The sequence below is a fragment of the Pseudomonas sp. 3JA genome (assembly GCF_036961705.1).
In the GTDB taxonomy this organism is placed as follows: Bacteria; Pseudomonadota; Gammaproteobacteria; order Pseudomonadales; family Pseudomonadaceae; genus Aquipseudomonas; species Aquipseudomonas fluorescens_Q.
In genome coordinates, this window is the sequence record NZ_JBAMDJ010000034.1 from 34,252 (window position 1) to 55,744 (window position 21,493).

Genomic DNA, 21,493 nt, shown 5'->3' on the forward strand with positions numbered 1-21,493 from the left:
TTACCGAACCTCCACGGGTGTGCCCTGCAAACGCTCCAGGGCCTCGTTCACCGACGATGGCATGAGCTGGCGCAGGCAATTGTAATGACCGAAGCGACAGGTGCGGTCGAAGCACGGACTGCACTCGATACCCAGCCGCACGACTTCGACCTGGTCGGCCAACGGTGGCGTAAAGCCCGGCGAGGTGGAACCGTAGACCGCCACCAATGGGCGGTTCAGGGCCGCGGCCACGTGCATCAGGCCGGAGTCGTTGGAGACCACCGAATCGGCGCAGGACAACAGGTCGATGGCCTCGGCCAGGGACGTGTCGCCGCTGAGGTTTACCGATTCTTCCCGAAGGCCCGGGATCAGCCGCGAGCGGATGTCCTCGCCCACCGGATGATCTTTTTTCGAGCCGAACAGCCAGACCTGCCAGCCTTCGCGAATCTTCGCCTCGGCAACCTGGGCGTAATGCTCGGCCGGCCAGCGCTTGGACTCACCGAACTCGGCCCCCGGACACAGGGCCAATACCGGACGGTCCAGGCTCAGGCCGAACTTGGCCAGCGCCGCTTCGCGGGTGAGCGGGTCGATCTGCAGGCTCGGTCGTGGATACGGCTTGGGCAACTCGGTCCCAGTCTCGTAGGCCAGGGCCATGAAGCGCTCGATCATCAACGGGTAGCGCTCTTTGTCCAGGGTGCGCACGTCGTTGAGCAGGCCGTAGCGAAACTCGCCACGCCAGCCGGTGCGCTTGGGGATGCCCGCGAAAAACGGCACCAGTGCCGATTTCAACGAATTGGGCAACACAATCGCCTGGTCGTACTGACCGGCCAGGGATTTGCCAATGCGCCGCCGGGTCGCCAGCTCCAGCACGCCGTGGCCGAGCGGGAAGCTCAAGGCCTTGCGTACCTCGGGCATACGCTCAAGGATCGGCCGGCTCCACTCGGGGGCCAGGACGTCGATTTCGCACTGCGGATGACGCTGTTTCAGGCACTGGAACAGTGTCTGCGCCATCACCATGTCACCGACCCAGCTGGGCCCAACGATCAGAATATTCATGTGGTTTCCAAAAACGCTACGGGGAGGCCTACGCCTCCCCGCCTCGAGAATCACTGCGGCTCAGGTCGTTGCCTGTTGCCTTCAATCTACAACTGTGGGGGCGAGCTTGCTCGCGATGAGGCCAGCACATTCAACATCAATGTCGCCTGACACACCGCCTTCGCGAGCAAGCCCGCTCCCACGTTTCAAGCTTCAGCTCAGCCCCAGCTCTCGCCAGATCCGCAGCACCTGCCGACGCTCCTCCACGAACTGGTCGCCTGCGATCACCCCGGCATCTTTCTGCAAGGCCTGGCGGTGAGCGGCGGAGCGGTAGGCTTTGTAGGCTTCGCGCAACAGCGTGGCATCTTCGGCCGACATCAGCCCGACTTCCTGCAACCCGTCCAGAATGCGGATGTTATCGGTGTAGCGCACCAGCGATGGGTGTTCCTCGGACCACGCCAGAGCCGCGTATTGCACCATAAATTCAATATCGACGATACCTCCGGCATCCTGCTTGAGGTCGAAGGGCGCCGAGGCCTCGAAGGCATTCGGCGCGGTCCCGGCGGCGGTGGCCTTGCTGCCCAGGTTCTCGCGCATCTTGGCGCGCATCTCGCTGACCTCCTGGCGCAGCGTCGGCAAGTCACGCTTGCGTCCCAACACCTGGACGCGGACCTTCTCGAACGCCTGGCCCACGTCCTGGCTGCCCACCAGCACCCGCGCCCGCACCAACGCCTGATGCTCCCAGGTCCAGGCTTCATTCTCCTGGTAACGGGCAAACGCCCCGAGCGAACTGACCAGCAACCCCGACGCCCCGGATGGCCGCAGGCGCATATCCACTTCATACAACTGCCCGGAGTTGGTCTGCGCGGTCAGCAGGTGAATGATCCGCTGGCCGAGCCGGGTGAAGAACTGCGCACCATCGATGGGTTTGGGACCGTCGGTTTCCGCGTGCGGATCACCATCGTGGATGAACACCAGGTCCAGGTCGGAACCATGCCCCAACTCCAGGCCGCCGACTTTCCCATAACCGACAATAATGAAGCCCGGATCGCACAGGCTGCCATCGGTGCGCAATGGCACGCCATGCTTGGCGGCCGTCTGGCGCCAGGCCAGGGCCAACACTTGTTCGAGAATCGCCTCGGCCAGCCAGGTCAGGTAATCGCTGACTTTCATCAGCGGCAGGCTGCCGGCGATTTCCGAGGCGGCCACCCGCAGGCGGTGCGCCAGCTTGAAATGCCGAAGCGCCTCCATTTGTTGCTCAAGGTCATCCTCAGGGATGCGCGTCAGGCGCTCACGCAACTCTGCCGCCAACTCCGGCGCCAAGGGCGGCTTGAACAGCCGGCCCTCATTGAGCAATTCATCGAGCAGCAAGGGGAAACGGGTGATCTGTTCAGCAATCCACGGGCTCGCCGCGCACAACGTCAGCAAACGACGCAGTGCGCCGGGGTTTTCCGTCAACAACACCAGGTAGGCCGAGCGGCGGGCTACCGCTTCGACCAAGGGCAGCACCCGTTCCAGCACCAGGTCTGGATCGGCATGTTCCACGGCTTGGGCCAGCAGGCGTGGAATGAAGGCATCCAGACGCTCGCGTCCCAGGCGCTGCATGGCGCGCAGTTGCGGGCTGCCGCGCAGGGCGGCCAAGGCCTTGAGGGCTTTGGGTGCATCGACGAAGCCACCCTCCTCCAACTGACGACACGCCGCCTCTTCGTCCTGGCTGTCTTCCCACAACGGCAACCATTCACCACCCACCACGACTTCGCTTTCGCCACCCGCCTCTTCATCCGGGTCGGCGATGACCTGGCCGAAATGCCAGGCCACACGCCCTCGCCAGTACATCAATTGCTCGTGAAAGGCCGACCAGTCGGCAAAACCCAGCATGAACGCAATGCGCGCCTGGTCCTGCGGGTTGTCCGGCAACATCTGGGTCTGGCGATCGGCGATGGCCTGGATCGCATGTTCGGTATAACGCAGGAATTCATAGCCTTGGCGCAGCTCGTCGATCACCTTGGCTGGCAGATAACCCTGGCCTTCCAGTGTCCCCAGCACCTTGAGCAGCGGACGCTGCTGCAAGCTCAGGTCGCGGCCGCCATGGATCAGTTGGAACGCCTGGGCAATGAACTCCACCTCACGAATGCCGCCCGAGCCCAGCTTGATGTTGTCGGCCATGCCCTTGCGCCGCACCTCCTGCTGGATCAGCTGCTTCATGGTGCGCAACGCTTCGATGGCGGAAAAATCCAGGTAACGGCGATAGACGAACGGGCGCAGCATGTCGAGCAACTGGGCACCGGCCACCTGGTCGCCCGCCACCACCCGCGCCTTGATCATGGCGTAGCGTTCCCAGTCGCGGCCCTGGTCCTGGTAATACTGCTCCAGGGCATTGAAACTCAGCACCAGCGCACCGGCTGAGCCATAGGGGCGCAGGCGCATGTCGACGCGGAACACAAAACCGTCGACGGTCATCGGGTCCAGGGCCTTGATCAGGCGCTGGCCGACACGAATGAAAAACTCCTGGTTATCCAGTGGTCGCTTGACGCCAACGGTTTCGCCGCCCTCGGGGTAGGCGAAGATCAGGTCGATGTCCGACGACAGGTTCAGTTCCACTGCACCCAGCTTGCCCATGCCCAGGATGACCATCTGCTGCGGCTCGCCGCTGCGCCGTCCGGTGGGTGTGCCGAATTGCTGGCTGAGGCGCTGGTACAACCATTGATAGGCCTGGTCGATGCAGGTGTCGGCCATGTTCGAGAGGTCGCGGCAGGTCTGGACCAGGTCGGCCTGGCGGGTCAGGTCACGCCAGATGATCCGTACCTGCTGGCGGGTTCGCTGGCGGCGCAGGACGCGGCCCAGTTCTTCTTCAGTCTCGACGGCCCGCACGGCGGCACCGATCTGCGCGCACATTTCACCGGGCGCCAGGCTGCGGTCCAGCTCGCCGCTGCGCACCAGCTCCAGCAGCATTACCGGGTCGCGGAGACTCTGCTCGATGACAAAGTCGCTGGCGGCGGCAATACGGCTGAACGCCTCCCAGCGCTGCGGGGTCCAGGCCGACAGCCCGTGATCGTCGTCGAGCAAGGCGACCACCGCACGGAACGACTGCTCGGCACGACTGACCAATGACTGGAGAATGGCCGGCACTGTTTCCGATATTGGGACAAGCGAGGGCAGGCTCATGGTCTATCCTTGATCGGCGCGGGAGAGGCTGGATGTAGTGTTTTTTCCAAATACACTACCTGATCGACTGTCGAACAAAGATGATAAATAGCTGAAAATCTGATTTTATTGGCAGCCGGCATCAAGTTTTTACCTGTTCGAGTTGGCTAATGACCAACAGTAACGATTATTCTCACAACGAAACGAGGGGCCATAAGCCGCTCATGTGTAGTTTTACTACTCGTCTATACATTCGAAAGGCTGAAACGGTCGACGATTTGTAGTAAAACTACACGCCGCCGAAACAACCTTCGGCAATCCAAGAATTTATATCGTCTGCCCACAAGGCCAGTCGCAAACTCAGGCAACCGATTCTGGTAGCCTTTCCGCCCTGGAGCAAGCCATGCAAGACCTCGATCCCGTCGAAACCCAGGAATGGCTGGACGCCCTGGAATCGGTTCTCGACAAAGAAGGCGAAGACCGTGCTCATTATCTGATGACCCGTATGGGCGAACTCGCAACCCGCAGCGGTTCGCAACTGCCCTACGCCATCACCACGCCGTACCGCAACACGATCCCCGTTACCCACGAAGCACGCATGCCTGGCGACCTGTTCATGGAACGCCGCATTCGCTCGCTGGTACGCTGGAACGCGTTGGCCATGGTCATGCGTACCAACCTGAAAGATTCTGACCTGGGCGGTCACATCTCCAGCTTCGCCTCCAGCGCGACGCTGTATGACATCGGCTTCAACTACTTCTTCCAGGCCCCGACCGACGAACACGGCGGCGACCTGATCTACTTCCAGGGCCACGCATCGCCAGGCGTCTACGCCCGTGCGTTCATGGAAGGCCGCATCTCCGAAGACCAGATGAACAACTTCCGCCAGGAAGTGGACGGCAACGGCCTGTCTTCGTACCCGCACCCTTGGCTGATGCCGGACTTCTGGCAGTTCCCGACCGTTTCCATGGGCCTGGGCCCGATCCAGGCGATCTACCAGGCACGCTTCATGAAGTACCTGGAAGCCCGTGGCTTCATCCAGCCAGGCAAGCAGAAAGTCTGGTGCTTCATGGGTGACGGCGAGTGCGACGAGCCAGAATCCCTGGGCGCGATTTCCCTGGCCGGCCGCGAGAAGCTGGACAACCTGATCTTCGTCATCAACTGCAACCTGCAGCGCCTCGACGGCCCGGTTCGCGGCAACGGCAAGATCATCCAGGAACTCGAAGGCGTGTTCCGTGGCGCCCAATGGAACGTCAACAAAGTCATCTGGGGCCGTTTCTGGGACCCACTGCTGGCCAAGGACGTCGACGGCATCCTGCAACGTCGCATGGACGAAGTCATCGACGGCGAGTACCAGAACTACAAGGCCAAGGACGGCGCGTTCGTCCGTGAGCACTTCTTCAACACGCCTGAACTCAAGGCGATGGTTGCCGACTTGTCCGACGACGAGATCTGGAAACTCAACCGTGGCGGCCACGACCCGTACAAGGTCTATGCGGCGTACCACGAAGCGGTCAACCACAAAGAGCAACCAACCGTCATCCTGGCCAAGACCATCAAGGGTTATGGCACCGGCGCCGGCGAAGCGAAGAACACCGCGCACAACACCAAGAAAGTCGATGTCGACAGCCTGAAGTTGTTCCGCGACCGCTTCGACATTCCGGTCAAGGACAGCGAGCTGGAAAACCTGCCGTTCTTCAAGCCTGAAGAAGGCAGCGCCGAAGCCCGTTACCTGGCCGAGCGCCGTGCTGCACTGGGCGGTTTCGTGCCGCAGCGTCGCGCCAAGAGCTTCAGCGTTCCGACCCCACCGCTGGAGACCCTCAAGGCGATCCTGGACGGCTCGGGCGACCGCGAAATCTCCACCACCATGGCCTTCGTGCGGATCCTCGCGCAACTGGTCAAGGACAAGGAAATCGGCCAGCGCATCGTTCCGATCATCCCGGACGAAGCCCGTACCTTCGGTATGGAAGGCATGTTCCGCCAGTTGGGCATCTACTCGTCCGTCGGCCAGCTCTACGAGCCAGTCGATAAAGACCAGGTGATGTTCTACCGCGAAGACAAGAAGGGCCAGATCCTCGAAGAAGGCATCAACGAAGCAGGTGCCATGAGCTCCTTCATTGCCGCCGGTACTTCGTACTCCAGCCACAACCAGCCGATGCTGCCGTTCTACATCTTCTACTCGATGTTCGGCTTCCAGCGTATCGGCGACCTGGCCTGGGCGGCCGGCGACAGCCGTACCCGCGGCTTCCTGATCGGCGGTACCGCAGGCCGGACCACGCTGAACGGTGAAGGCCTGCAGCACGAAGACGGCCATAGCCACATGCTGGCCGGGACCATCCCGAACTGCCGCACCTATGATCCGACCTATGGCTACGAGCTGGCGGTGATCATCCAGGACGGCATGAAGAAGATGACCGAAGAACAACAGGACGTCTTCTACTACATCACCGTAATGAACGAGTCCTACCAGCAGCCAGCCATGCCGGCCGGTGTCGAGGCAGGCATCGTCAAGGGCATGTACCTGCTCGAAGAAGACACCCGCGAAGCGGCGCACCACGTCCAGTTGATGGGCTCGGGCACCATCCTGCGCGAAGTGCGCGAGGCAGCGAAGATCCTGCGTGAAGAGTTCAACGTCGGCGCCGACGTCTGGAGCGTCACCAGCTTCAACGAACTGCGTCGCGACGGCCTGGCCGTAGAGCGCAGCAACCGCCTGCACCCTGGCCAGAAGCCAAAGCTGAGCTACGTCGAAGAGTGCCTGAACGGCCGCAAAGGTCCGGTCATCGCGTCTACCGACTACATGAAGCTGTTCGCCGAGCAGATCCGCCAGTGGGTTCCTTCCAAGGAATTCAAAGTGCTGGGCACCGACGGTTTCGGCCGTAGCGACAGCCGCAAGAAGCTGCGTCACTTCTTCGAAGTCGACCGTAAGTTCGTTGTGTTGGCAGCCCTGGAAGCCCTGGCTGACCGTGGCGATATCGAACCTAAAGTGGTGGCCGAAGCCATCGCCAAGTTCGGCATCGATCCAGAAAAACGCAACCCACTGGACTGCTGAGGAGAATTTTCGTGAGCGAACTCATTCGCGTACCTGACATCGGCAGCGGTGAAGGTGAAGTAATTGAACTGTTTGTGAAGGTCGGCGACCGTATCGAAGCCGACCAGAGCATCCTGACGCTTGAATCGGACAAGGCCAGCATGGAAGTGCCTGCGCCGAAGGCCGGTGTGATCAAGAGCCTGAAAGTGAAGCTGGGCGATCGCCTGAAAGAAGGCGACGAACTGCTGGAGCTGGAAGTCGAGGGCGCCGCTGCGGCACCTGAGGCGGCCGCCCCTGCTGCAGCCCCGGCGGCGGCTGAAAAGCCGGCCGCGGCACCGGCTGCCGAGGCGGCTCCCGCTCCGGCTGCTGCGCCTGCGGCGGCCACGGTCCAGGACATTCACGTTCCGGACATCGGTTCGTCGGGCAAGGCCAAGATCATCGAAGTGTTGGTCAAGGCCGGCGACACGGTCGAAGCCGACCAGTCGCTGATCACCCTGGAATCCGACAAGGCCAGCATGGAAATCCCGTCGCCGGCCGCCGGTGTGGTGGAAAGCGTCGAGATCAAGCTGGAAGACGAAGTCGGCACCGGTGACCTGATCCTGAAGTTGAAAGTAGCCGGCGCCGCCGCTCCGGCCGCGCCAGCCCAGGCCGCGGCACCCGCAGCCAAGACCGAAGCCGCTCCGGCTGCTGCCGCACCAGCCGCCAAGGCCGAAGCCGCGCCCGCACCGGTCGCTGCACCAGCCCCAAGCGGCGCCAAGGTCCACGCCGGCCCTGCGGTGCGTCAGCTGGCCCGTGAATTCGGTGTCGAGCTGTCCGCCGTCGGCCCAAGCGGCCCTCACGGTCGTGTGCTGAAAGAAGACGTGCAAGCCTACGTCAAGGCCATGATGCAGAAGGCCAAGAACGCACCGGCCGAAGGCGCCACTGGCGGCGCGGGCATTCCGCCGATCCCGGCGGTGGACTTCAGCCGCTTCGGCGAAACCGAAGAAGTGGCCATGACTCGCCTGATGCAGATCGGCGCGTCGAGCCTGCATCGCAGCTGGCTGAACATCCCGCACGTGACTCAGTTCGACCAGGCCGACATCACCGAGCTGGAAGCTTTCCGCGTTGCGCAGAAAGCCGTGGCGGAAAAGGCCGGCGTGAAGCTGACCGTGCTGCCCCTGCTGCTCAAGGCCTGTGCGCACCTGCTCAAGGAACTGCCGGACTTCAACGCCTCCCTGGCCCCGAGTGGCAAGGCTGTGATCCGCAAGAAATACGTGCACATCGGCTTTGCCGTCGACACCCCGGAAGGCCTGCTGGTACCGGTCATCCGCAACGTCGACCAGAAGAGCCTCTTGCAACTGGCTGCCGAAGCCGCTGCCCTGGCCGAAAAAGCCCGGAACAAGAAGCTCACCGCCGACGACATGCAAGGCGCCTGCTTCACCATCTCCAGCCTCGGCCACATTGGCGGCACCGGCTTCACGCCGATCGTCAACGCGCCGGAAGTGGCGATCCTGGGTGTTTCCAAGGCCACCATCCAGCCTGTCTGGGACGGTAAAGCCTTCCAGCCGAAGCTGATGCTGCCACTGTCGCTGTCCTACGATCACCGTGTGATCAACGGCGCCGCCGCTGCACGCTTCACCAAGCGTCTGAGCGACCTGCTGGGCGACATCCGCACCATCCTGCTGTAACACCGCACGGCCCTCCCTTGGGGAGGGCCATTCGGAGCACTGTTTTCCGAGCGCCACGCTCGTACCTCAACCCCGCCCGTTTGGCGGGGCTTTTTTTGCCTGGAATTCCAGCCAAGCTGCCTGGATGCTGGATGTGCCGGCCTCATCGCGATGGCGGAAAATCAGGCAGCGCGGCAACTTTCCTACCTCGCAAGCTTGAAATGACTACACCCCCTGTTAGTCATTACCCACAACTTGCGCCCTCTCCTCGATCAATATTTATCCTGCATCGCGCTTTAGCATCGGAGCCTCAAGGCAACTTGATGTTTGCCCCCACTGCTGAAACTTCGAATGGATTCGAATATGTTCAAACCTACCGTTGGCCCCATTGTCGGCCACACGACAACCGACCACGCCCGGATATTCCTGCGCGGCGATCGCGACAACAACCGGGTATTCGCCGGTATTCGCCATCGGCGCCAAGGCGATACACGCTGGTCGAAAGGGCATTTTGTCCAATTGAAGGCCTACCGCGACATGTCCGATGTCATCGTGTTGAAAGGCCTTCAACCCGACACCGCCTACGAATACCAGGCCGGCTGGTTCAGCCCCCTGAGCCCGACCCATACCGTGGAAACCGTCCAGGAACTGCCGCTGCAATGGCCCAGGACCACCTACTGCCTACGCACGCCGGCCAGCAAAACCGATGCGCCACGCGCTTATATCGTGGGCTCTTGTCGCTACTTGCGAATCGCCGCCGGCATCCCATTGCTACCTGGGCTTGGCGACCGCACCTTTGCCGGCATCAACCGCCTCGTGGCGCAGGCCAACCCACCGATCAGCGCGGTATTGATGACCGGCGATCAGGTTTATCTGGATGACCTGAATGTCATCGGACCGGACCGAACCTATCAGAACATCCTTTTCAGATACCGAACGGTATTTACCCAGCCGCATATCCGGAAACTGATGTCTGGCGTCCCTACCTACATGATCCTTGACGACCATGAGATCGAAGACAACTGGCCCGCCAGGAAAACCGTCAACGACGACATCCTCTACGCAAATGCCATGGGCGCTTATCGGCTTTATCAGGCCAGCCACGGGCCAGCCCATGAACTGTCGAACGACGGAACATTACACAAGTCGTTAACCCGCTACTGGTACACCTTCTCCCACGGCGATATCCAATGGTTCGTCACCGACAGCCGGACGCAACGCAACCTGTCGGCGAATGACCGGCGCATCCTCGACGAAGAACAGGAACAGTCCCTGCTCCAATGGCTCATCGACAGCCCCGCCAGGGTCAAACTCGTCGTGACCAGCGTCATGTTCTTCCCTGACAGCAAGCACGATGACGGCGACGCCTGGCAGGCTTTCCCGGAACAACGCCTGCGCTTGCTGGAAACCATACGCCGCCATCGGATCAAAAACGTGATTTTCGTCTCGGGCGATGTCCACGGCTCCATGACCAGCCGCCTGCGTCACAGCGAGGATCCTGATTTCGAGGTCAACACCGTCGTTTCCTCACCGTTCTACAACAGTAAATTGCTGCCTTTTGCAAAAGCCTCGGATTTTATTTTCCACAGGCCCATGGCCCGCACCCAAAGCGGTGAGTACCGCTATGAACTGACCAGCAAAGTGGTGAGCCAGGACAACTTCGCCTACCTGCATGTCACGGCCCAGAGCCTTCAAGTCACCTTCCACGACCGGGACGGCAACCCCTTGCAGACGGTCGATATCCCGCTGCAATGATCTTCCATGCCCTCTGATCGGCCGGCGACTGGAGAAATCCTCTCGTCGGCCGATAAAAGGTTTATAGCACTTGGCCTTCATCTCTCTTGTCAGCCGGTGCCGCAATGATGCAACCTTGCGCCAATCCGTAATAACGAGGGCGTTAGCCCGGCGCGATCAGCATTTTCGAAGCGAGTTTCCCCATGAAAAGCCAACCCGATGCCGCCAGCCGTATGGCGGCCGAGGTAGTGACGCAGTTACCGGTGCCCTCGCGGCTCGGTATGCTGCGTTTCGAACGGCTGAATGAAGCAAGCTGGGCGCTGTTGTTCCTCGATCCCAACTGCGAGCGATACTTCGGCCTGCCGGCGGTAGAGCTGTGCTCGCTGGTCAGTGCGCCTTACGCCAGCTTGATGGAGCCCGAAGCACGCTATCAGTTGCACGACGCCATCCAGCAACAATTGGCCCAGGCCGCGCATTACCAGATTCGCTACACGCTCCACACCGCCAAGGGCCCGATGAACGTGCTGGAGACGGGTGAGGCCTATAAGCAACACAATCGTCATCTGCTGCGCGGTTATCTGCTGGCAGTGGACAATTTGCTGCAAAGCGAACCCGCCGTGCCGGCACTGGACCTGGAAACCCAGAACTCACGCCTGCAGATCGCCCTGGAACTGAACCAGCGCGCCCAGCAAGAGCAACTCCAGCACCTGGACCGGGTGCGCGCCCAACAGGACTTGATCCTGCTGCTGACCCGTCAACGCTACAGCGCCAACAACTCCCTGCTCGAAGCCGCTGAACTCATTACCCGCAGCGCCTGTGACATCTACCAGATCGACTGCGCCAGCCTCTGGAATCTGGACGATGGCAAACTGGTACCGATTTCCGCCTACAACCGCGCGTCCCAGGCGTACTTCCTGCCCGCGGTGATCGACGCCAACGACTTTCCCGACTACATGGAGGCGCTGCAGACCTGCCGCGCCATTGACGCCCACAATGCAATGCGCGACCCACGCACCCGAGAAATGGCCGAGAACCTGCGCGCTCGTGACGTCAATGCCATTCTCGACGCCAGCGTGCGTATCGACGGCCAGGTGGTGGGCGTGCTGTGCCTAGAGCAAGTAGGCGTCACCCGCGCCTGGCAGTCGGATGAAATCGCCTTTGCCGGCGAGCTCGCGGACCAGTTCGCCCAAGTCATCAACAACCATAACCGACGCACCGCCACCAGCGCCCTGCACTTGTTCCAGCGCGCCGTGGAACAGAGCGCCAACGCGTTCCTGCTGGTCAATTGCGACGGCGTGGTGGAGTACGTCAACCCGAGCTTCACCGCGATCACCCAGTACACCACCGAGGAAGTCCACGGCCAACGCCTCTCGGAACTGCCGGCCCTGGAGAACCTCAGCGAACTGCTGTTCGACGCCCCCTCGGCGCTGGCCCAGAGCAACAGTTGGCAGGGTGAGTTCAAGAGTCGACGCAAGAACCTGGAGCCCTACTGGGGCCAGCTGTCGATTTCCAAGGTCTACGGCGATAACCGTGAGCTGACCCACTACATCGGCATCTACGAAGACATCACCCAGACCAAGCTGGCCCAGCAGCGCATCGAGCGCCTGGCGTACACCGATAACCTGACCAACCTGGGCAACCGTCCGGCGTTCATTCGCAACCTCGATGAACGCTTCGCCCGGGACAGTGATTCGCCCATCAGCCTGCTGCTGGTGGACATCGACAACTTCAAGCGCATCAACGACAGCCTCGGCCACCAGACCGGTGACAAACTGCTGATCAGCCTGGCCCGGCGCCTGCGCAACAGCTTGAGCCCCAGCGGCAGCCTGGCGCGATTTGCCAGTAACGAATTCGCGGTCCTGCTGGACGACACGAGCCTGGAAGCCGGGCAACAGATCGCCAGTCAGTTGCTGATGACCCTCGACAAGCCGATGTTCGTCGATAACCAGTTGATCAGCGTGACCGGCTCCGTGGGCCTGGCCTGCGCGCCGCTGCACGGCCGCGATCCGCAGACCCTGATGCGCAACGCCGGCCTCGCCTTGCACAAAGCCAAGGCCAACGGCAAACACCAGGTCCAGGTGTTCACCGAAGCACTGAATGCCGAGGCCAGCTACAAGCTGTTCGTGGAAAACAACCTGCGTCGCGCCTTGACCCAGAACGAACTGGACGTGTTCTACCAGCCCAAGTTGTGCCTGCGCAGCGGCCGCCTGCTGGGCATGGAAGCGTTGCTGCGCTGGAACCATCCGGAAAAGGGCATGATCCGCCCGGACCAGTTCATCAGCGTGGCCGAAGAAACCGGCCTGATCATTCCCATCGGCAAATGGATCGCCCGCCAGGCCTGCCGCATGAGCAAACAGCTGACCGCCGCCGGCCTGGGCAACCTGCAGGTGGCGATCAACCTGTCGCCCAAGCAGTTCTCCGACCCGGACCTGGTCGCCTCCATCGCCAGCATCCTCAAGGAAGAACAACTGCCGGCCCGGTTGCTGGAGCTGGAACTGACCGAAGGCCTGTTGCTGGAAGCCACCGAAGACACCCACTTGCAGCTCGACCAGCTCAAGCGCCTGGGGCTGACCCTGGCCATGGACGACTTCGGCACCGGTTACTCGTCCCTCAGTTACCTGAAAAAATTCCCGATCGACATCATCAAGATCGATCGCAGCTTCATCCATGAGATCCCGGACAACCAGGACGACATGGAAATCACCTCGGCGGTGATCGCCATGGCTCACAACCTGAAACTCAAGGTCGTGGCCGAAGGCATCGAGACCGCCCAGCAACTGACGTTCCTGCGGCGTCACCGCTGCGACGTCGGCCAGGGCTACCTGTTCGACCGGCCAATCCCGGGCGCGGAGCTGATCGAAAAGCTCAAGCGCTACCCGCGTGGGCCTCTGGTCTGACAGCTGCGTATAGCTTGCAGCGGCTTTTCTGAGGCACACTGACGGTCTATTTCGCTCAACTCAATCTGACTGAAAGGACTGATAAATGGTCTTGCGCTCGGAAATCCTGGTGAACAAAAACGTGCTCCCTACTCAAGAACAAGCCCTGCCTGGCCGTGAAACCCCGATGACCGTGCCGGAAAAACACTTCGTCCTCGACGCACCGCTGCTGGGCCCGTTTGCCATGGACGTGGATTTCGCGATCTTCGGCCTCGGCTGCTTCTGGGGCGCGGAACGCAAGTTCTGGCAGCGCGAAGGCGTGGTCAGTACCGCAGTGGGTTACGCCGGTGGTTTCACACCGAACCCGACGTACGAAGAAGTCTGCTCGGGCCTTACCGGCCACAGCGAAGTGGTGCTGGTGGTCTACGAGCCAGCCAAAGTCAGCTACGAACAGCTTCTGAAGATGTTCTGGGAACTGCACAACCCGACCCAGGGCATGCGCCAGGGGAACGACATCGGCACCCAGTACCGCTCGGTGATCTATGCCACCACCCCAGCCCAACTGGCGGCGGCCAAACACAGCGAACAAGTCTTCCAGGCCGAGTTGACCAAGGCCGGCAAAGGCACCATCACCACCGAAATCGAAGAAGCACCGACGTTCTACTTCGCCGAGGCCTATCACCAGCAGTACCTGGCGAAGAACCCTGAAGGCTATTGCGGGATTGGCGGGACCGGCGTGACCTGCCCAATCTGACTGTCCGGCCCTGAAAAGCTTCGCGAGCAAGCCAACTCCCACAGGTCTGGCGGCGTACACAACTCTTGCGTACGCCTAAGATCCCCATGTGGAAACGAGCTTGCTCGCGATAGCGCCCTTCCAGGCGCCAGCAAAACTCAGCTTTCAGCAATCAACCAATCCATCTGCCACCCGCCCTGGGTCTGCCCCAGCTTTTTCGACAGCCACGGCAGCAGTTCACGCAACTCTTCCTCCAACCCCCACGGCGGATTGGCAATCGCCAGGCCGGAGCCGTTCAGGCTGTTGGGCGTGGCCAATGGATGCACCAGCAGTTCCACCCGCAACAGCTTCGGCGCGCCCGTGCCGGCCAGGTCCTGGTAGAAGCGGCGCAACATCCGCTGGTCCTTGACCGGGTACCAGATCGCCGCCACCGTCTGGCGCATCCGGCCAATGGCTTCCTTGAGGGAAGCGGCGCAGCGCTGCATCTCGTCCAGCTGTTCGAAGGGTGGATCGATCAGCATCAGGGCACGCTTCTCTGCCACCGGCAGCAGCGCCCGCGGCACATGCCAGCCCTCACCCAGGTGGACCGCCACGCGACGGTCGCCTTTCATGTTGTCCTTGAGCAACACGCCGTCTTCAGGGTGTTTCTCATTGAGCAACACACGGTCCTGCGAACGGGTCAGGCGCCGCGCCAACTCCGGCGAGCCCGGGTAGTAGCGCAACTGCCCATCCGGGTTCATCTCGTGCAGCACCCTCATGTAGTCGGCGGTCAGCGGCGGCAGATCGCTCTCGCCCCACAACCGCGCAATGCCTTCCAGGTACTCACCGGTACGGTTGGCCTGGTCACCCTGCAAGTCGTACAACCCGATGCCCGCGTGGGTATCGAGGTAGGCGAAGGACTGCTCCTTGCGCGACATCAAGGCAATGAGTCGGGTCAAGGTCAGGTGTTTGAATACATCGGCGTGATTGCCGGCGTGGAAGGCGTGGCGATAATTCATGGCGGCTCCTGCGAAGGGCGACGAGTTTACCTTGAAGTGCGTCGAACGTCAGGGGTTCGCAGCCCAGCGGACAGGCCATCATCAGCCCAGCTCTCGCAGCAAATAGGCCTGCAATGGCGCCATTTTCGCCTCAGCCACCGCCGATCGCTCAAGAAAGTGGGCAATCTTGCAGCGCAGGACGCTGCCGTCGACCCGCTCGAACACATGCGGATGCTCTTCACCCAGCCAAGTGAGCACGTTGTCCAGCAGACAGTCCGTCGGACCCTCGGCCGTTGCGGCCAACAGGGTGATGGGCACTTGCCACCAGGGAAAAGCCTGGGCCGGCCGCTGGGCATTTCCCACGACCTCAAGGGATCGGCCATTGATCAGACAACGTTTGATAACCGGCAAGAGTTGCCCGGCCTCCACCTCCGTCGATTGCAGGATCGGCCGCAGGAAGCGCCCATCCCAAAAACGCAGGAAGACCGGCTTGCCACCGGGCAACAGTACCTGTGTGAGCCCTCGCAAGTGTTCGACAAGGATTTCTTGACTCACGCACGAAACCGCCAGCCAACCCCAATCGAGGGAATCGGTGGCGGCTATCCAATCAAGAAACCCACTGTCTGCGCTGACCAGCCCTACATAGGGCATGACCGCTTCCCACCCGGCGTACGGCGTGTCGGCCCAGATCGGGCTGGCGACCGAGTTCATCGAGCGCCTCCAGGCCGACAACGCCCCGGCGCTACTGGCATTGCTGAAAATGGCGAATAGTTGCTCGGAGGCCTGCAAGGGGTGCTCCTCAAGCCAGGCGCGAGGAGATTGATCGCTGTTCATGGACGCCCCCGGACATCGACAGGTTTGTGAAAGACCGGCGGCGCCGCACAGGCGCCATTTCTGCAACGCTCGCACTCCTCACAGAACGGCGCCGAACCTTGGAAACTGAGAATCTGCGCAAGGGAAAGCGCAGGTGCCGCCGCAGCGACCCGCTTCTCGGCGCCGCCTGGAGAGCCGAATGCCGCGCTCATGACCGCCATCGGCGCGCCACCGACCTCGATGGGTACGCTGCTGGAAATCCCGCCGGCACCGATGTTGATCCAATGACCGCCAGCCTGAAGGGTCACGCTCGCGCCCCCGTCCAAGACTACCTGCTGGCCGGCGCTGACATGAAACTGCTGGCTGGCATTCAGGACCTGGCTGGTGACACGAATATGCCGCTCACCGCTCACCAGCAGATGATCGTCATGCCGCACTTCTGCCCGGCGTTGACCGTGGGTGAGGCGCTGCTCATCGGCCTTGAGCTCGTGCCGTGCCGTACCGGCGACAACGATGCTGCGCTCGTGATCGACCTGCACCCGCTGGTCATGCAGCACATGCTGGGTCCAGTTGCGCTGGGCCCGCAGGTAGATCTCCTCGGCGCCCTTGCGATCCTCGATGCGCAATTCGTTGTAGCCTCCCCCGCCGGGGCTGCTCTGGCTGCGCAACACGCTTCGGGTCTTGTCCGCAGGCAAGTCCAGTGGCACCGGGTTGGCGCCGTTGGGCAGACAACCGACGACCAACGGCTTGTCCACGTCGCCATCGATGAACCCCACCAGGACTTCCATCCCGACCCGAGGGATCATCACTGCGCCATAGCGATCGTGAGCCCAACCGGAGGCCACGCGCAGCCAGCAACTGGAATGCTCGTCGCGTTGACCGTCGCGATCCCAGACCAGTTGCACCTTGACCCGTCCGAACTCATCGCAATGGATCTCGCTGTCCACCGGCCCGGTCACCACCGCCAACTGATAGCCCTGGGCACGGGGCTTTTCGTGATGCAAGGGTGGCCGAAAGAACACGTCCCATGGCGTGGCAAGAAAGGTATTTTTGTAGCCTTGGAATTCATCCGGGCCGGCGGCGGTTTCTTCCAGCACCTGCGGTTGGCGGCCATGATGGTCGATCTGCGTCAGGAGCCAGAGATCATTCCACGGCTCTCGGGGATGTTCCTTGATACGCATGAAATGTCCGCTGACCAGGGCGTTTTCATTGCTGCCGCCTTCTGCCACGCAGTGGTCGGCGCCGTGGCGCTCGAGGGCGCGTCGGGTCAGATGCTTGCCGTCGTCACGGGCGCAGAAACCACCGGGATAGTGATAGTCCTCGAGCACAGGACGCTGTCGATTGTCGAGTTGGGTTTGCAGTAACGAACCGGGCCTGCGGAAGTCGTAATCGCGCAACGTCACGGCAGTGGTACGGGTCTGGAGCCGCACCGCCAGGCGCTTGATGGCCGGCTCGTCGGCAGCCATGCCGCTGTCCGGCAGGTATAGCGTCGACTCAGGCAGGCGGGGAAACACCGTTTGGTCGTCACCGAACACCAGCAGATGACCATCAGGACTGTGCCTGAAGTGGTAATGGATGCCGACCTCGGCGCAAAGCCGCTCGATGAAGGCCAGGTCGCTCTCACCGTACTGCACGCAATACTCGCGCTCGGGATATTGCCCGCCAAGCGTGAACTGGCAGGCATCCGCCAGGATCCCGTGCTCCTTCAACACCCGGGCGACGATATCGGGTACGTTCAGGCGCTGGAAAATCCGCTGGTTGATGCGATGGCGCAAGTAGGCCAGGCGGGGCACCAGGCTGATCTGGTAACGGGTCAGGCGTTTGCCCGAATCCCCCTGGGCCACGCTATAGACCTGACCGTGTACGCCACTGTCCCGATCATCGAACCCCAGAAATGCCTGGCGATGCAGGAGCTCTTCCAGCGCCAGGTCAGACCGCTCGCTGACCAGTTCCAGGTCAAAGCGATAGGGCTGGCTGATGGCCTCCTGGCCCTTGAACTCAAGCACTTTGAGTTCACTCGGCCCGCTGTCGAGCGTTAGCGTGAAACGTGATGGATTGGCAGGCGCGAACATCCGATGTCCTTTGCTGAGTGGAGGCCAGCGATTCTGCATCAGCCATCGGAAAGTTGATCGATGCTCAGGAAAAACAGATTTTCCTTACATACACAAAGCTAAAAGCTGCAAAACGTGTGGCGCTTTCCGACAGACAATCCTTGCATCACGCCCTTCAGAAACCGTCGCACGAATGAATCAGCAACTTCTTACAACGCAACAGGACTCTGACTGCAAGTTCGCGTGATAACGTTTTTTACCCGATTACAAAAAGCAAAGGACGCAACCCATGACCATTCGCTACGCAAAGATTGCAATGATCCTGGCGCTCGCCGCATTCGCCTTCCTGACCGTGTTCAACAACATCACGGACTACAGCTCCAATTTCAATTTCGTCCATCACGTGCTGAGTATGGACACCACCTTCCCCGACAATGCCGCCCGGTATCGTGCGATCGACCAACCCTGGGTGTGGCACGGCGCCTATTGGCTGATCATCCTCGGTGAAGCCATCACGGCAGGCCTGCTGGGCTACGGCGCGCTGCTGCTGTGGCAGGCGCGCAAGGCCGAGGGCGCGGTGTTCGCACGTGCCAAGGGGTGGGCCATCGCCGGCTTGACGGTGGGTTTTTTCGTCTGGTTTTTCGGCTTCATGGTCGTTGGCGGCGAATGGTTTCTGATGTGGCAGTCAGAAATCTGGAATGGCCAGGATGCCGCGTTCAGATTCTACATGGCGATCCTGGGCGTGCTGATCTTCCTCAACCAGGCGGATCCCGACATGGCGTGAGCGCCGTGAGCATCGCGGGCCCACATCACGCTTCCCATAAGTGTCGAAAGTTTCACGTCAACAACATCAAGAACTTCAGGAAACTCACTGATGAAATTTCCCCTGCTCGCCGCTGCGAGCCTGATCACTGCCTTTCATCTTTGCCCCCCCGCGGAGGCCCACTTGATTTGGAATGGAGACGCCGCCAATCCTATCGGTAAAGAAAAAATATTCGCGAATGCCGTGAGTGAATGCCCAGCCCCGTCCAGCATCACCGTGGTAGACGATGATGACCGAGGCAAATCCTGGTTATTCCATAAAGGCGCCGGCGAGCCCCGCTGCGAAGCACGCAATATCAGGACTGGCGCCAATCACACACCCTATCGATTCGAAAAGGACAGAACCTATTTTATTGGCTGGTCATTCAAGTTGAATGACACCCAGAGCAATCATCATCCATTCCAGTGGAAGTCCTATGAAGCGGGGCATCAACAAAACTATCCGTTCCTGATGAGTGCCAAGGACGGCAACTTGAGGCTTTTCTACTACGGCATGCCAGGCGAGACATCCGGTGTGATCTGGACCCAACCTATTGAACCGCTGAAGTGGTACTGCCTGGTCTTGGCCATCCATACTTCCAATCAATCAAGCAGCGGTTGGACGCAGTTATGGTTCGAGGGTCAGGCACAGACCTTCAGCAACGGCCAGAAACGCTTTTCCGGAAGAACCTGGGACGGCGCGAACATAGGTGCGAACGAGCCTAAATGGGGCGTTTACAATAAGCATCAGCCAGGCGTCATGGAGGATGTGAAGAACTATATTTCCGGCCTGAAGATCGGCACCACGTACGCCGATGTCGAACAGTCCTGTCATTGAGGGGCTGGATTCGCTCGGTGAGCCACACGTTTTGCCAGTCCCATCCCACCTGACACCCGTAAAAAAGGCCCGCCTCCATTGGAGACGGGCCGTTTTCATGCAAGTCGTCCTGCGAGCCATCAAGGCCTCGCCGAAGGCCTTACTGGTTCAGGCGAAAATCTTTTTCCGCCGCGTCGAAGCGCTGCAGCATACCCGCGGTAGGCGCGCCCATCTTGCTGACGAAGTAGATAGCCAGGCTGGCGAAGATGAAACCCGGGATGATTTCGTACAGGCCCAGCAACGCGAAATGCTTCCAGACGATCACGGTGATCGCACCCACCAGAATGCCGGCGAGCGCGCCATTGCGGGTCATGTTCTTCCAGATTACCGAGATCAGGACAACCGGGCCGAAGGCAGCACCGAAACCAGCCCAGGCGTAGCTCACCAGGCCCAATACGCGGTTTTCCGGGTTAGCGGCCAGGGCAATGGCGACCAGGGCCACCAGCAGCACCATGGCGCGGCCGACCCAGACCAGTTCCAGCTGGGAAGCACGCTTGCGCAGGAAGGTCTTGTAGAAGTCTTCGGTCAGGGCGCTGGAGCACACCAGCAACTGGCAGCTCAGGGTACTCATCACCGCCGCCAGGATGGCCGACAGCAGTACACCGGCAATCCATGGGTTGAACAGCAGTTTTGCCAGCTCGATGAACACCCGCTCTGGGTTCTCGGTCACGGGACCGGCCACGTCAGGGTGCGCCGAGAAGTAAGCGATACCGAAGAAGCCCACAGCCACGGTGCCGCCCAGGCACAGGATCATCCAGGTCATGGAAATGCGACGGGCATTGGCGATCGACTTGACCGAATCCGCCGCCATGAAGCGCGCCAGGATGTGCGGCTGGCCGAAGTAGCCCAGGCCCCAGCCCATCAGCGAGATGATGCCGATGAAGGTGGTGTTTTTCAGCATGTCGAACGACGTAGGATCTTTTGCTTCGATGGCCAGGAACGTGGTGTCCACACCACCGGTAGCCAGCAGCACGATGATCGGCGTGAGGATCAGCGCAAAGATCATCAGGGTGGCTTGTACGGTGTCGGTCCAGCTCACGGCCAGGAAACCACCGACGAAGGTGTAGGCAATGGTCGCTGCAGCACCGGCCCACAGCGCCGTCTCGTAAGACATGCCGAAGGTGCTTTCGAACAGACGGGCACCGGCCACGATGCCGGAAGCGCAGTAGATGGTGAAGAACACCAGGATCACCACCGCAGAGATGATCCGCAGCACGCCGCTCTTGTCTTCGAAACGGCTGGAGAAGTAGTCCGGCAGCGTCAGTGCGTCACCGTTGTGCTCGGTCTGAACCCGCAGGCGACCGGCCACGAACAACCAGTTCAGGTAGGCACCGGCGATCAGGCCGATGGCGATCCAACTTTCCGACAGGCCGGACATGTAGATTGCACCGGGCAAACCCATCAACAACCAGCCGCTCATGTCGGAAGCACCTGCAGACAGTGCCGTCACCACGCTGCCCAGGCTACGACCGCCCAGGATGTAATCGGAAAGGTTGTTGGTGGAGCGGTAAGCCATCAGACCGATCAGGACCATGGCTGCGATATAGATCACGAAAGTGATCAAGGTGGGATTACTAACACTCATGAGTTACGCCCTGGCTTTGTTTTTATGTAGCGGTGGCAGTTGAAAGCGTCGACAACACAGACGTTGTAGCGACGATTTGCAGTCCCGCGAATTTATGACTGATGTTTCCCCAGGAAAGCCATCAGCCGATGCCCCTCGGCTTTGAACCGGTTGCACCTTGGCCGCGAATGCTATTCAACAAATCAAATAAGGTGCAACCAGTTTCGTTCGAATA

At 60.9% G+C, this 21,493-nt stretch carries 13 protein-coding genes; 7 read left to right on the forward strand and 6 right to left on the reverse strand.

Features of this window, described 5'->3' with window-relative positions; all coding sequences use genetic code 11:
• Both waaF and glnE read right to left on the reverse strand, forming a co-directional pair.
• Positions 1–1,035, reverse strand: a complete 1,035-nt coding sequence (gene waaF / locus V7773_RS23095; protein WP_336075355.1) for a lipopolysaccharide heptosyltransferase II — start codon at positions 1,033–1,035, stop codon at positions 1–3.
• A gap of 192 nt (positions 1,036–1,227) precedes the next feature.
• The gene (glnE, locus tag V7773_RS23100) at positions 1,228–4,179 is read right to left on the reverse strand and encodes a bifunctional [glutamate--ammonia ligase]-adenylyl-L-tyrosine phosphorylase/[glutamate--ammonia-ligase] adenylyltransferase (protein WP_336075356.1); all 2,952 of its coding nucleotides are present in this window, start codon (positions 4,177–4,179) and stop codon (positions 1,228–1,230) included.
• Between the two features lie 382 nt (positions 4,180–4,561).
• On the opposite strand from glnE, the gene aceE reads away from it, so the two are divergent.
• From aceE to msrA, 5 genes are all read left to right on the forward strand, one after another.
• The gene (gene aceE / locus V7773_RS23105; RefSeq protein WP_072340037.1) at positions 4,562–7,207 is read left to right on the forward strand and encodes a pyruvate dehydrogenase (acetyl-transferring), homodimeric type; all 2,646 of its coding nucleotides are present in this window, start codon (positions 4,562–4,564) and stop codon (positions 7,205–7,207) included.
• Between the two features lie 11 nt (positions 7,208–7,218).
• Positions 7,219–8,853: a dihydrolipoyllysine-residue acetyltransferase gene (gene aceF / locus V7773_RS23110; protein WP_336075360.1), complete on the forward strand. Its 1,635-nt coding sequence runs from the start codon at positions 7,219–7,221 to the stop codon at positions 8,851–8,853.
• Between the two features lie 342 nt (positions 8,854–9,195).
• A complete protein-coding gene (locus V7773_RS23115) occupies positions 9,196–10,587 on the forward strand; it encodes an alkaline phosphatase D family protein (protein ID WP_336075361.1) in 1,392 nt (463 codons plus the stop codon).
• 182 nt (positions 10,588–10,769) lie between these two features.
• Complete coding sequence (locus tag V7773_RS23120) at positions 10,770–13,463, forward strand: putative bifunctional diguanylate cyclase/phosphodiesterase (RefSeq protein WP_336075362.1); 2,694 nt, start codon at positions 10,770–10,772, stop codon at positions 13,461–13,463.
• 85 nt (positions 13,464–13,548) lie between these two features.
• A complete protein-coding gene (gene msrA / locus V7773_RS23125) occupies positions 13,549–14,196 on the forward strand; it encodes a peptide-methionine (S)-S-oxide reductase MsrA (RefSeq protein ID WP_072340029.1) in 648 nt (215 codons plus the stop codon).
• A 137-nt stretch (positions 14,197–14,333) separates the two neighbouring features.
• Here the strand turns inward: msrA and V7773_RS23130 are convergent, their stop codons facing one another.
• From V7773_RS23130 to V7773_RS23140, 3 genes are all read right to left on the reverse strand, one after another.
• A complete protein-coding gene (locus V7773_RS23130) occupies positions 14,334–15,173 on the reverse strand; it encodes a 23S rRNA (adenine(2030)-N(6))-methyltransferase RlmJ (protein ID WP_336075364.1) in 840 nt (279 codons plus the stop codon).
• An 81-nt stretch (positions 15,174–15,254) separates the two neighbouring features.
• A complete protein-coding gene (locus V7773_RS23135) occupies positions 15,255–15,986 on the reverse strand; it encodes a DUF4123 domain-containing protein (protein WP_336075365.1) in 732 nt (243 codons plus the stop codon).
• On the reverse strand, positions 15,983–18,037 hold the full coding sequence (locus tag V7773_RS23140; RefSeq protein ID WP_336075368.1) for a type VI secretion system Vgr family protein: 2,055 nt from the start codon (positions 18,035–18,037) through the stop codon (positions 15,983–15,985). The genes V7773_RS23135 and V7773_RS23140 overlap by 4 nt, the downstream gene beginning before the upstream one ends.
• Before the next feature lie 268 nt (positions 18,038–18,305).
• On the opposite strand from V7773_RS23140, the gene V7773_RS23145 reads away from it, so the two are divergent.
• Together V7773_RS23145 and V7773_RS23150 are read left to right on the forward strand one after the other, a co-directional pair.
• Positions 18,306–18,800: a DUF2165 family protein gene (locus V7773_RS23145; RefSeq protein WP_063323239.1), complete on the forward strand. Its 495-nt coding sequence runs from the start codon at positions 18,306–18,308 to the stop codon at positions 18,798–18,800.
• Between the two features lie 90 nt (positions 18,801–18,890).
• Positions 18,891–19,655, forward strand: coding sequence for a heparin lyase I family protein (locus V7773_RS23150; protein WP_063323240.1), 765 nt, complete (start codon positions 18,891–18,893; stop codon positions 19,653–19,655).
• A gap of 139 nt (positions 19,656–19,794) precedes the next feature.
• Here the strand turns inward: V7773_RS23150 and putP are convergent, their stop codons facing one another.
• Entirely contained in the window at positions 19,795–21,279 is a 1,485-nt protein-coding gene (putP, locus tag V7773_RS23155) for a sodium/proline symporter PutP (protein ID WP_336075371.1), read from the reverse strand.
• Between the last annotated feature and the right edge of the window lie 214 nt (positions 21,280–21,493).

Excerpts from the sequence above, each read along its gene's own strand:
- waaF (WP_336075355.1), bottom strand. The coding sequence starts at position 1,035 with ATGAATATTCTGATCGTTGGGCCCAGCTGGGTCGGTGACATGGTGATG.
- glnE (WP_336075356.1), bottom strand. The coding sequence starts at position 4,179 with ATGAGCCTGCCCTCGCTTGTCCCAATATCGGAAACAGTGCCGGCCATT.
- aceE (WP_072340037.1), top strand. The coding sequence starts at position 4,562 with ATGCAAGACCTCGATCCCGTCGAAACCCAGGAATGGCTGGACGCCCTG.
- V7773_RS23115 (WP_336075361.1), top strand. The coding sequence starts at position 9,196 with ATGTTCAAACCTACCGTTGGCCCCATTGTCGGCCACACGACAACCGAC.
- V7773_RS23120 (WP_336075362.1), top strand. The coding sequence starts at position 10,770 with ATGAAAAGCCAACCCGATGCCGCCAGCCGTATGGCGGCCGAGGTAGTG.
- msrA (WP_072340029.1), top strand. The coding sequence starts at position 13,549 with ATGGTCTTGCGCTCGGAAATCCTGGTGAACAAAAACGTGCTCCCTACT.
- V7773_RS23130 (WP_336075364.1), bottom strand. The coding sequence starts at position 15,173 with ATGAATTATCGCCACGCCTTCCACGCCGGCAATCACGCCGATGTATTC.
- V7773_RS23135 (WP_336075365.1), bottom strand. The coding sequence starts at position 15,986 with ATGAACAGCGATCAATCTCCTCGCGCCTGGCTTGAGGAGCACCCCTTG.
- V7773_RS23140 (WP_336075368.1), bottom strand. The coding sequence starts at position 18,037 with ATGTTCGCGCCTGCCAATCCATCACGTTTCACGCTAACGCTCGACAGC.
- V7773_RS23145 (WP_063323239.1), top strand. The coding sequence starts at position 18,306 with ATGACCATTCGCTACGCAAAGATTGCAATGATCCTGGCGCTCGCCGCA.
- V7773_RS23150 (WP_063323240.1), top strand. The coding sequence starts at position 18,891 with ATGAAATTTCCCCTGCTCGCCGCTGCGAGCCTGATCACTGCCTTTCAT.
- putP (WP_336075371.1), bottom strand. The coding sequence starts at position 21,279 with ATGAGTGTTAGTAATCCCACCTTGATCACTTTCGTGATCTATATCGCA.